General features: G+C 63.4%; 10 protein-coding genes. 6 read left to right on the top strand and 4 right to left on the bottom strand.

The window, feature by feature from the left end; genetic code table 11:
• Positions 1-13: 13 nt before the first annotated feature.
• The 3 genes from AACY13_RS00050 to AACY13_RS00040 all read right to left on the bottom strand — a co-directional run bounded on the left by AACY13_RS00050 (position 14) and on the right by AACY13_RS00040 (position 3171).
• On the bottom strand, positions 14-649 hold the full coding sequence (locus tag AACY13_RS00050) for a TetR/AcrR family transcriptional regulator (RefSeq protein WP_339458180.1): 636 nt from the start codon (positions 647-649) through the stop codon (positions 14-16).
• A 251-nt stretch (positions 650-900) separates the two neighbouring features.
• Positions 901-2250, bottom strand: a complete 1350-nt coding sequence (locus AACY13_RS00045; RefSeq protein WP_339458179.1) for a hypothetical protein — start codon at positions 2248-2250, stop codon at positions 901-903.
• A gap of 345 nt (positions 2251-2595) precedes the next feature.
• Positions 2596-3171 carry a TetR/AcrR family transcriptional regulator gene (locus AACY13_RS00040; protein WP_339458178.1) on the bottom strand — a complete coding sequence of 192 codons (576 nt, stop codon included), beginning with the start codon at positions 3169-3171 and terminating at the stop codon, positions 2596-2598.
• Between the two features lie 314 nt (positions 3172-3485).
• On the opposite strand from AACY13_RS00040, the gene AACY13_RS00035 reads away from it, so the two are divergent.
• The 3 genes from AACY13_RS00035 to AACY13_RS00025 all read left to right on the top strand — a co-directional run bounded on the left by AACY13_RS00035 (position 3486) and on the right by AACY13_RS00025 (position 6731).
• Positions 3486-4259 (top strand): AraC family transcriptional regulator, encoded by a 774-nt coding sequence (locus tag AACY13_RS00035; protein WP_339458176.1) that lies wholly within the window; start codon positions 3486-3488, stop codon positions 4257-4259.
• Between the two features lie 220 nt (positions 4260-4479).
• Positions 4480-5508 (top strand): histone deacetylase family protein, encoded by a 1029-nt coding sequence (locus AACY13_RS00030; RefSeq protein ID WP_339458174.1) that lies wholly within the window; start codon positions 4480-4482, stop codon positions 5506-5508.
• A 110-nt stretch (positions 5509-5618) separates the two neighbouring features.
• Positions 5619-6731, top strand: a complete 1113-nt coding sequence (locus AACY13_RS00025) for a polyamine ABC transporter substrate-binding protein (RefSeq protein ID WP_339458172.1) — start codon at positions 5619-5621, stop codon at positions 6729-6731.
• 259 nt (positions 6732-6990) lie between these two features.
• Here the strand turns inward: AACY13_RS00025 and AACY13_RS00020 are convergent, their stop codons facing one another.
• Entirely contained in the window at positions 6991-7896 is a 906-nt protein-coding gene (locus AACY13_RS00020) for a LysR substrate-binding domain-containing protein (protein WP_339458170.1), read from the bottom strand.
• A 375-nt stretch (positions 7897-8271) separates the two neighbouring features.
• On the opposite strand from AACY13_RS00020, the gene AACY13_RS00015 reads away from it, so the two are divergent.
• From AACY13_RS00015 to AACY13_RS00005, 3 genes are all read left to right on the top strand, one after another.
• Positions 8272-9696: an aspartate ammonia-lyase gene (locus AACY13_RS00015; RefSeq protein WP_339458168.1), complete on the top strand. Its 1425-nt coding sequence runs from the start codon at positions 8272-8274 to the stop codon at positions 9694-9696.
• Positions 9697-9820: 124 nt separating this feature from the next.
• Positions 9821-11074: a dicarboxylate/amino acid:cation symporter gene (locus AACY13_RS00010; RefSeq protein ID WP_339458166.1), complete on the top strand. Its 1254-nt coding sequence runs from the start codon at positions 9821-9823 to the stop codon at positions 11072-11074.
• Positions 11075-11477: 403 nt separating this feature from the next.
• Positions 11478-11772, top strand: a 295-nt coding sequence (locus tag AACY13_RS00005; RefSeq protein WP_339458164.1) for an alanine:cation symporter family protein, incomplete at its 3' end; no start/stop codon positions are given.

Below are 11772 nucleotides of genomic sequence, written 5' to 3'. Positions count from 1 at the left end.
GTTGAGCAGCAGCCTATTCGGCCCCAGGTGTCTTCAGATAGGCCACGGCCATGACCAGCAGCTCCTGCTTCAGGTCGCCACTGAACAGCTGCGCCTCGAACTGCAGGGCGCGGTGGTGCAGCGACTCGACCGCGCACTCGACGATAAACAGGGCATTGCGCAGATTGGGTCGCCTGATCTCGTCCTGGCTGGCGAGCAGGGTGTGCTCGAGCATACCGATGATGGCTTGCGAAACCCGCTTGAAATGGTGGGGTTTGCTCACCCGGCCAATATGCGCCAGCAAGACGCGCTGCAACGGATAGTTCTCGGCATAGGCCTCATGGGTCGAATCGATAAAGGCCTCGATGACGCGCTCCAGGCTCGCCCCTCGGGCCTGGGCGAAGTTCCTGGTAAAGCGCGCGAGCATTTGCTCGCAGTGACGCTGGATCAGATTGGCGATCAGCGAATCCTTGTTCGGGAAATACTCGTACAGCGAACCGACGCTGACCCCGGCCAGGCGTGCGACCTTGGTGGTACTGGTCGACTCGAAACCATCCTGGGCAAACAGAATCGCGGCCGCATCGAGGATCGCCTCGAAGGTCATCACCGAGCGATTCTGCCGGGGCTTGCGCCGCGGCTTGGTTTCCTGGCTGGTCTGATTAAAGACCATGGGTACGCTCCCCCTTTCCACGGACGTTCGGGTTGAAGGCAGCCAACGACCTCGCCGTGCCAAGCAGCAGACCGGGTCGGTGGATTGACAGATAAGCGCTGGTCGTTTGGTGGTCCGCGAGCACGCCACAAGCCGTCACCACGCCTGGCGACTGCTCGCGAAACGGCCGCCGCAATAGCCGCGAACTGCATGGGCCGGGCACATTGGCCCGGCCGGAACGAAGGGCATTACGGGCGGTGACCCATTTATGCTCAGTCTTCGTGGGGGATCGGGTCGGGGTTGCGATCCCAGCCCACCAGCACCAGGGTGACCAGTATCCCGAACAGCAGCCCCACCCAGGGTTCGAAGAAGGCCAGCGCCGCACCGATCAGCAGCACGGTGCCGCGCGAGGTGTTGTTGCGTGGAATCGACATGGCGATATAGGCGCAGGCAAAGCCGGTCATCACCAGGGTCAGCGACAGGGCAATGCCCAGCAACGGCTTGAGGCCGGTCAACAGCGGCAAGACCAGGAACATCAGAGGAACACCCATCAAGTAGTAGGACACCAGGCCGCTGTGCAGGCTGCCCATGGCGCTGCTGCCGAGCTTCCAGCGCTGCATGATGATCACGTGTACGCCCGTCCACAGCGCGCCCTGGGTCGGGAAGAACGGCGCGGCGATGCCCATCAGGGTATTGCGCGCCGCCAGGGACAGGTGCGAGCGGGTGGGGTTGATATCCAGGTGTTCATCCTGGCGGCTCTGCAAGCCTTCGCGGATCACCTCGTTGCCGGTCACCAGGTCGCCGAACAGGATGACGTAGGTGATGATCGCCAGCGGTACGCTCTGGATAAACATCTCCAGGCTCGGCCAGCCAATGGCGAAGGGCGACACCTTGGCCCAGGCCTCGCCAACCGGCGGCAGCAGCAAGCCCCACTGAATATCGTAGGCCACCTCCCCCACCATCGGCCCGACAATCGCGGCGACGATAAAACCGGGCAGCAGCCCCAGGGCACCGAGCAGGGCGAAGAAGCGAAAACGCAGCTTGAGCTTCTGCAGTGGCAGGGAAAAGGCGAATGCCAGGCAGATGGCGCAGGCCAGGGTGGTGGCTATCGGCTGCTGCAGCAGGAAGCGCTCGGCGTCATCGATAAACACCCGCTTCAGCGCGGCAATCGCCGCCCCCAGGACAATGCCCGCCTTCAGCGTATCGGGCAGCCAGAATACGAATTTCTTGCCCAGCCCGCTGATGCCGAGGAAGAACAGCAGGAAGGCGAAGTTGAGCGACAACGCGGTCATCGCCTGGAAACGCATGGCCGGATCTTCGTAAGTGCCGAGCACATAGGCCAGCACCAGCGGCAGCGCCGGGGTGATCCAGCCGGGCGCATAGGGTTCGCCGAAGACGATCAGGGCCGAGCTGAGCAGGATCATATGGAGCATGGAAATGGCCACGGCCTCTTCGAAGCTCAGACCGAAGAAGCTGGTCATCAAGGGCACCAGGGCCAATCCCGTGGCCGCCGCCACGAACAGTCCCTGCAACGCCTCGGGCCAGCACAGCTTGGTGTGATAGAAGGGCAAGCGGAAGGTGAACGGCCCCCAGTTCCAACCGGGCAGGGTGGGCAGCGACATAGGTTTCTCCGGGTTCTTTGGAATTATTGTTTTCGCCCGAGCGCACTGACACCCGGAGAGGAGCATTGCCCCTGCCGCCCGGTCTCAGGCCTGCAGCAGGTGCTTGAATTAGTTGAAAAAGCCTACCGACAAAAGCAAGAGACGCGCTATTCGGGTCGTAATAAGGCTGCCAGCTCGCGATTTACCGGGCCTGCTCAGCCAGAGTTGTACTCATATTCGGGTTTCTATCGCTCGCGCCTTCTCGGCTATGCCAGCCGGACACCCGCAGGGATAACTTGCAGCCGCACCGGGAGCCAACCGCTATCGACCCGGGCAGCCTGGCCGCAAGCACGATTGCTGCCCGGCTCAATTCCGCCCCACCGACAGCCCGAGGCAGCTCGCAGACACGCTCAACAACTCGCCCCTGAGCTTGTCGTGGAAAAAGTGCGGATCGAACAGGATCGAGCGGTGGATCAGCGCCTCAACGATGCACTCGACGACGTACAACGCCTGGCGCACGTCAGGCCGCGGCACCTCGTGGCCACACGCCTGCAAATGCTCTTCCAGTACGCTGATCAACGCGCCGGAGACACGCTCGAAGTGATGCGGTTTGCTGAGCCGCCCCAGATGCTCGATCAGCACCCGCTGCAGGGGCATGTTCATCGCGTAGCTTTCGTGGATCGAATCGACGAAAACCGCCAACGCAGTCATCACCTGAAAGTCCTGCGAAGCCCGCAACCGTTGCGCGACATGCTCCAGCATCCAGTCACAGTGACGCTTGATCAGGTAGGCCAGCAAACCGTCCTTGTTGGAAAAATACTCGTACAGCGAACCGACACTGACACCCGCCAGCTCGGCAATCCTGGTGGTGCTGGTCTTCTCGAATCCATCACGGGCGAACAGGATGGCGGCGGCTTGCAGAATGGCATCGACTGTCATCATCGAACGTTGCTGCCGGGGAGTGCGGCGCGACCTGGGCTCAGGCCGGGGACAGTTGAGCGTCATGCAAATACCCGAATAGTTCTTCTTATTGGTCGGCAGGCGAGCAACCGCCATCGCCCTTGCAGCGCAACCTTACTCGGCGGAAAAAAGCAGCGATTGTAGTTTTTGATGATTCGCCCCCCAGCTGTCGGAAGAAACAGTCACAGCGGGCGCTGGCCAACAGCCGAATGGGGTACAGTTTGGACACGACCGGTTCCCGCCAGGGCAGTCAACGCGAGATGCATAGCTATCACCGCCACCCCAAAGACGCGCTCATGTACCCATGGAGCAAGCGCACCCTCTTCCTCGGCTCGCTGCCCGAGCCCGTCCAGGTGGCCTACGGTGCCGCCACCCTGGTGGTCAGCCTGGGCGGCGCGATTTTCTTCAGCGCCGCAAAGGGTAGCGTGCGCTGCCACAGCTTCGTGATTCCAGCCGGTCTGTCCGTGACCATAGATGCACGCAGCGAAGTGGTCGCCATCTGTCACCTGGATGTCCTTGGCGAAGATTATTTGCGCATCAGCGGCTGCCTGCGGGGCGCGTCCCAAGGCGTCGGTATCGAGCTGCGCGAGGAAGCGGATTTCAAGGCTGAGTTCACCGCCCTGCATAGCCAGCCGGTCAGTTCCGACGATGCCTGCCAGCGCCTGGATCGCCTGCTCGACTATGCCTATGCCAACGGGGACAGCACGTCGAGCATCGATGGGCGTATCACCCAGGTGGTCGCTCGCATCAGGCAGTGCTTTCAGGAAAACCTGCCAGTGGGGACGCTGGCCGAGGTGGCGGAGCTTTCGGTGCCCAGACTGGTACAACTGTTCAAGCTGCAAACGGGCGTGCCCATTCGCCGCTTCCGCCTCTGGCACCGGATGTACGAATCCGTGATCTCGATCGGACGGGGTGAGAACCTAACGACTGCGGCGCTAGACGCAGGCTTTTCCGACCTGCCCCACTACAGCAACTACTTCTGCTCTATGTGGGGCGTGCCCCCCAGTCGCCTGTTTGGCAAAGGCATGCAAGCCAGGATCGTCTTGCCGTCCGAGCGGGATATTCCCTGACAGGTGTCACCACGCCCCCACCGGGCAAACGTTCATAGCTGCGATCGGCCAGGCAATTGCTGACCTGCCATCCCACGAGCCATCGCTGCGCGACGTTGAAAATCGCTCCCGGCGATTTTTATGGCCACTTCGATCCCCTATTGGCCGTTATCAGCGTTCTTTCACAACGCATTAGCGGCGAACAATGGTTGCCAGAACAACAAGCCTGGGAGCCACCTACATGCTGACCTTCTACAGCGACGACCATCACCTGCACCACGGCAGCTGCGAGCTGATCGATGGCCAGTTGATGCCCTGTTTCGAGAAACCGCAACGCGCCGACCATATCCTTGCGCGGGTCAAGGACCGCCAGCTCGGTGAGATCCGCGCCCCGAAAGATTTCGGTCGCGGGCCGATCGAACGTATCCACAGCGCCGCCTATCTGGATTTCTTCGCCGGAGCCTGGGATCGCTGGCAGGCGCAGAACGGCAGCGGCGACCTGCTGCCCTTTACCTGGCCGGCACGCACCCTGCGCCAGGTGATCCCCAGGGATCTGCACGGCCAGCTCGGCTACTACAGCTTCGATGGCGGCGCACCGATCACCGCCGGCACCTGGCAGGCCGCCTACAGCGCCGCCCAGGTGGCCCTCAGTGCCCAGGCCGAAATCGCCGCCGGAGCCCATAGCGCCTTCGCCCTGTGCCGCCCGCCGGGCCACCACGCCGCCGGCGAGCTGATGGGCGGCTACTGCTACCTGAACAACGCCGCCATCGCCGCCCAGGCCTTTCTCGACCAAGGCAAGCAGCGGGTGGCGATCCTCGATGTCGATTACCACCATGGCAACGGCACCCAGGACATCTTCTATGCGCGGGGTGACGTGCTGTTCGCCTCGATCCACGGCGACCCGGCCGAGGAATTCCCGTTCTTCCTCGGCTATAGCGATGAGCGCGGCATCGGGGCCGGCGAGGGCTATAACTTCAACTACCCACTGGCCATGGGCAGCCCCTGGGAAGTCTGGAGTGCGGCGCTGGATCAGGCCTGCCAGCGCATCGCCGAATTTGATGCCGAGGTGATTGTGGTGTCGCTGGGCGTGGACACCTTCAAGGACGACCCGATCTCCCAGTTCAAGCTCGACAGCCCGGATTACCTGGCCATGGGCAAGCGCATCGCCGCCCTCGGCAAACCGGCCCTGTTCGTCATGGAGGGCGGTTATGCGGTCGAGGCCATCGGCGTCAACGCGGTCAATGTGCTGGAAGGTTTCGAGGGCCGGTAGGGTGGACGACGCTGTTTTCGTCCACCGCTAGCGCGCCACATACCCGTGGTGGATGGATAAAGCGCCATCCACCCTACACCACATCACTAATAATTCAGGGGTGAGACACGATGAACACGATCAAACACCTGCTCGCCGCCGCCATCTGCGGCGCAACCCTGCTGGCCACTGCGGCCCAGGCGCAAACCTCGGACAAGCCGCGCGAACTGCGCGTGTACAACTGGGCCGACTATATGCTGCCCTCGGTACCCAAGGAGTTTCAGGCCAAGAGCGGTATCCAGCTGACCTGGGATATCTTCGACACCAACGAAGGCCTGGAAGCCAAGCTGCTCACCGGTAACTCGGGTTACGACCTGGTGGTGCCAACCAACACCTTCCTTGAGAACGAAATCAAGGCCGGAGTGTTCCAGAAGCTGGACAAATCCAAGCTGCCCAACTGGCAACACCTTGATCCCGGTTTGCTGCAATTGATGACCGCCAACGACCCCGGCAACCAGTACGCCGTGCCCTATATGTACGGCACCGTGCTGATTGGCTTCAACCCGGACAAGGTCAAAGCCGCACTCGGCGCCGATGCGCCCGTGGACAGCTGGGACCTGATCTTCAAGGAAGAGAACATCAGCAAACTCAAGCAATGCGGCGTGGCCATGCTCGACTCACCGGGTGAGATTCTGCCCATTGCCCTGCACTACCTGGGGCTGGACCCCAATAGCAGCAAGCCGGATGACTACAAAAAAGCCACCGAGCTGATGCTGAAGATCCGCCCCCATGTCGCCTACTTCCACTCGGCCAAGTACATGACCGATATCGCCAACGGCGATATCTGCGTGGCCATCGGCTACTCCGGCAGCTTCTACCAGTTCGCCAACCGCGCCAAGGAAGCCGGCAACGGCGTGGTGGTCGACTGGCGTCTGCCCAAGGAAGGCGCGCCGCTGTGGTACGACTCCTTCGCCATTCCGAAAAGCGCGAAGAACGTCGCCGAGGCCCACGAGTTCCTCAACAACCTGCTCGACCCGAAAGTGGTGGCACCTATCTCCGACTTTCTCGGCTACCCCAACCCGAACAAGGACGCCATGTCGCTGGTGGCCACGGAAATCCGTGACAACCCCGGCCTGACCCCCACCGCCGAAGCCCAGAAAACCCTCTACGTGCTGCAACCGCTGCCGCAGAAGGTCGAACGCGTCCGCACCCGCGCTTGGACCACCATCAAGTCGGGTACCTGATAGCTCATGGCTGTTGGCGTGAGAGTGCTCTTAGAACCTGTTTTAGATCTCGCGAGCTAGAGTCCTGCAAGGCGCTACGTAGTAACAGCCTCCGGCTGGTCAAAACAGGCGAGGAAGCGGACTGGGCTCGCATGCGAGTGTACTTTTGTACATGAGCATTACTCGCTTCACTCGCCCTTCGGGCCGCGCTGAAGCGCGTTAGCCGCAAGCGGCTTGCCGAGTCTGTTTTTAACGCAGCAGGGCCGACGCGCAGCAGATCCTAAAGCCCGATCGCGCCGCTTTCCAGCTTGCGCCAGAGCAACCGCACCGCCGCCTTGCGCACCAGGGCGCAGCGGTACAGGCGGATTTCCAGGGGCGTCTGCCACTGTTCGTCGCCGCAGATCACCAGCTCGCCTCGGCTCAGTTCGGCGGTGACCGACAGCCGCGGCACCCAAGCCACGCCCATGCCCTGCAGGGCCATGCTCTTCAGGCTGTCGGCCATCGCCGTTTCGTACACCGTGGTCGAACGCAGCCCACGCTGGCGCAGCAGCAGGTTGACCGAACGGCCGAGAAAGGCCCCGGCGCTGTAGGCCAGCAGCGGCACACTCTGGCCGCTATTGAGGTCGAACAACGGCGCGCCGTCTTCGCCCACCGCGCACACCGGGAGCATTTCGGTGCGCCCCAGGTGCAGTGAGGGAAAGATCTCCGGGTCCATCTGCAGCGCGGCATCCGGATCGTAATAGGCGAGGATCAGGTCGCAGCCGCCTTCACGCAGCGAGTGCACCGCCTCGCCGACGTTGGTCGCCACCAGCCGGGTATTCAGCGGCAGGCCTTCGCGGCGCAGGCGGGCGATCCATTCGGGGAAGAAACCCAGGGTCAGCGAGTGTGCGGCGGCGATCTGCATCACCTCGCCCTGCTGGCCCTCGACGTTATGCAGATGGCGCACCACCTCGCCGAGCTGCTCGACCATGCTGCGCGCCGTGACCAGAAACAGCTGGCCCGACTCGGTCAGCTCCACCGGGGTGCAGGCGCGGTTGACCAGGGTCAGGCCGAGCATGTTTTCCAGGCTGCGAATCCGCCGGCTGAAAGCCGGCTGGGTGACGAAACGCTTTTGCGCCGCCTGGGAGAAGCTGCGGGTGGCGGCCAGGGCGACGAAGTCTTCCAGCCATTTGGTTTCCAGGTTCATGGTCGTTCCTTGCGATTCCGCTGCTTTGCATCCAGGACACGTCAACTGCGTAGGGTGGATCGGGGCGCGTAGCTGACGCACTTTTCATCCGCCGTTCACCTCGGCCATGGTGGATGGATAAAGCGTCATCCCCCTACGTTACGTTCTGCTGTGCGAGTACGCCCTACGGCGCGCCGAACCGCTGCGCTGATTCTGCCACCGCGCCCGCGCGCCTAATCCACCCTAGGTTTACGCTCGCCGACAATCCGGCGTCACACCAACATTATGCCGATTGTGCATGACCCAGCGTTTAACAGCATTAGCCAGTAACGGGCCGGGAACCATAACCTACGGGGCATCGCGGCATCAGCCGCACTTTCCGAGATAGTACTCATCATGTCCGCTGCTGCATCCTTCCGCGTCGAAAAAGACCTGCTTGGCACCCTCGAAGTTCCGGCCGAGGCCTACTACGGCATCCAGACCCTGCGCGCCGTGCACAACTTCCGTCTGTCCGGCGTGCCCCTGGCCCACTACCCGAAACTGGTGACCGCCCTGGCCATGGTCAAGCAGGCGGCCGCCGACGCCAACCGCGAACTGGGCCATCTGAGTGCGGCCAAGCATGCGGCGATCAGCGAGGCCTGCGCGCGCATCGTGCGCGGCGATTTCCACGAACAGTTCGTGGTCGACATGATCCAGGGCGGTGCCGGCACTTCGACCAACATGAACGCCAACGAGGTGATCGCCAACATCGCCCTGGAGGCCATGGGCCACGCCAAGGGTGAGTACCAGCACTTGCACCCGAACAACGACGTGAACATGGCGCAGTCGACCAACGACGCCTACCCCACCGCCATCCGCCTCGGCCTGCTGCTCGGCCACGACAGCCTGCTGGCCAGCCTCGACAGCCTGATCCAGGCCTTCGCGGCCAAGGGTGAGGAATTCGCCCACGTGCTGAAGATGGGCCGTACCCAGTTGCAGGACGCGGTGCCGATGACCCTCGGCCAGGAGTTCCGCGCCTTCTCCAATACGCTCGGCGAAGACCTGGCGCGCCTGCGCAGCCTGGCCCCGGAACTGCTCACCGAGGTCAACCTGGGCGGCACCGCGATCGGCACCGGGATCAACGCCGACCCCGGCTACCAGCAACTGGCGGTCGACCGTCTGGCGGCCATCAGCGGCCAGCCCCTGGTACCGGCCGCCGACCTGATCGAGGCGACCTCGGACATGGGGGCCTTCGTGCTGTTCTCCGGCATGCTCAAGCGCACCGCGGTCAAGCTGTCGAAGATCTGTAACGACCTGCGCCTGCTGTCCAGCGGCCCGCGCACCGGGATCAACGAGATCAACCTGCCGGCGCGTCAGCCGGGCAGCTCGATCATGCCCGGCAAGGTCAACCCGGTGATCCCCGAGGCGGTCAACCAGGTGGCCTTCGAGATCATCGGCAACGACCTGGCCCTGACCATCGCCGCCGAAGGCGGCCAGCTGCAGCTCAACGTCATGGAGCCGCTGATCGCCTACAAGATCTTCGACTCGATCCGTCTGCTGCAACGCGCCATGGACATGCTGCGCGAGCATTGCGTGGTCGGCATCACCGCCAACGAGGCGCATTGCCGGGCGCTGATGGAAAATTCCATCGGCCTGATCACCGCGCTCAACCCCTATATCGGTTACGAGAACGCCACCCGCATCGCCAAGCTGGCCCTGGACAGCGGCCGCGGCGTACTGGAACTGGTGCGCGAAGAAAACCTGCTGGACGACGCCACCCTGGCCGACATCCTGCGGCCCGAGAACATGATCGCGCCGCGCCTGGTACCCCTCAAGGCCTGATAACCGAGTCATACCCCGCGCCGCCGCTTTGTGCGGCGCGGTGCTTTCCACCCTCGCCTGCCGGGCGACACCACTCACGGCTGCGCAGACAGCTGTATCTACAACAACAATTCGGGTGAACCACATGAGTCAGAGCACGACCTTTCCCCTGGGCTTTCTGCGGCGCATGCCGCTGTGGCAGCAGATCCTTATCGGCCTCGCCCTCGGCGTACTGACCGGCGTGCTGTTCAAGGCCGATGCCCTGGTCCTGGCCCCTATCGGCGCGCTGTTCCTCAATGCGATCAAGATGCTGATCGTGCCGCTGGTGTTCGTCTCCCTGGTGGCCGGCATCACGGCCATGAGCGACAGCGCCAAGCTCGGCCGCATCAGCGTCAAGACCATTGCCATCTACCTGGTCACCACCGCCTTCGCGGTGAGCATCGGCCTGCTGTTCGGTGCCCTGTTCACCCCGGGTGAAGGCATGAACATGGTCGCCAGCGGCGCGCAGGAGGCCAAGCAGGCACCGTCGCTGGTGCAGATCCTGGTCGGCCTGGTACCCACCAATCCGGTGGCCGCCTTCGCCGAGGGCAATATCCTGCAGATCATCGTGTTCGCCATCGCCCTGGGCGTGAGCATGAACCTGATCGGCGACAAGGCCGCGCCGGCGGTCAAGCTGTTCGACAGCCTGGCCGAGGTGTTCTACAAGCTCACCGACCTGGTGATGCGCTGCGCGCCAATCGGCGTATTCGCCCTGATCGCAGGCGTGGTGGCCTCCCACGGGATCGAGGTACTGCTGCCGCTGGCCGAGGTAATCGGGGTCATCTACCTGGCCAGCCTGGCCCATGTGCTGCTGGTCTATGGCGGCCTGCTGGGCCTGTTCGCGCGGCTTAGCCCGCTGCGTTTCTTCAAGGGCGTGGCCCCGGCGCTGGCCGTGGCCTTCAGCACCTCGAGCAGCGCCGGCACCCTGCCGGTATCGATCGAATGCGCGCGCAAGAACCTCGGCGTGTCCCAGGGCGTGGCCGGTTTCGTGCTGCCGGTGGGGGCCACCATCAATATGGACGGCACCGCCATCTACCAGGGCGTGCTGGCGCTGTTTATCGCCCAGGCCTTCGGCGTCGACCTGAATGCCGGCCAGTACCTGATGATCATCCTCACCGCCACCCTGGCCTCGGTCGGCACCGCCGGCGTGCCCGGTGCCGGGTTGATCATGCTCGGCCTGGTACTGACCTCGGTCGGCCTGCCGCTGGAAGGCGTGGCGCTGATCGCCGGTATCGACCGCATCCTCGACATGGCCCGCACCACGGTCAATGTCGCCGGCGACCTGATGACCACCACCCTGGTGGGCAGCAGCGAGAAGGAGCTGGATCGCGACATCTACAACAGCGACAACGCGCAATAACGCGGCGCTGCTCACGGGCAACACCCGCACAGGGACGTGCGGGGCTTCTGCGCCAACCCGGCGCAGCGGCAAGGCCGACAGGAGCCGGCAGCCAACGAGATGTCTATCGGCATCCAGGGCAATAAAAATAACCACACAGGGTGAACACATGAACGCATTCGACCCCGGTCGTCTCTCTCCGCCAGACAACGGGCCACCCCCGACGCCTTAGTACCGAACAGCACGTTCGGTCGGCTCGGCGGCGGATTTCCTGTGTCGGCGCACAACCCCCGCCACCGCCCGACTGCACAGGCTGCCGGTACACGGAGCACCCGTGCCGTCCGCCAGCGTCGCCCTACCCGGGCGGCGCTGCGGCGTCATCACCATTCATTTCCCCGACAAATACAAAAAAGGGAGAGACCCCATGCTCGACATTCTCAACGACCTGATCTGGAGCAAGCTGCTGATCGTGATGCTGATCGGCCTTGGTCTGTACTTCACCATCGCCTCGCGTTTCGTCCAGTTCCGCTACTTCGGCAGCATGTTCCGCATCTTTGCCGAGGCCTTCCAGCGCCAGCCCGGCCAGCTCAGTTCGTTCCAGGCCCTGATGCTCTCGGTGGCCGGCCGCGTCGGTGCCGGCAATATCGCCGGCGTCTCGGTGGCGATCATGCTCGGCGGCCCCGGCGCGATCTTCTGGATGTGGGTCGTGGCTCTGGTCG

The organism is Pseudomonas sp. EA_105y_Pfl2_R69 (genome assembly GCF_963970915.1).
Classification (GTDB): domain Bacteria; phylum Pseudomonadota; class Gammaproteobacteria; order Pseudomonadales; family Pseudomonadaceae; genus Aquipseudomonas.
This window is presented reverse-complemented; position numbering and strand designations above follow the sequence as displayed.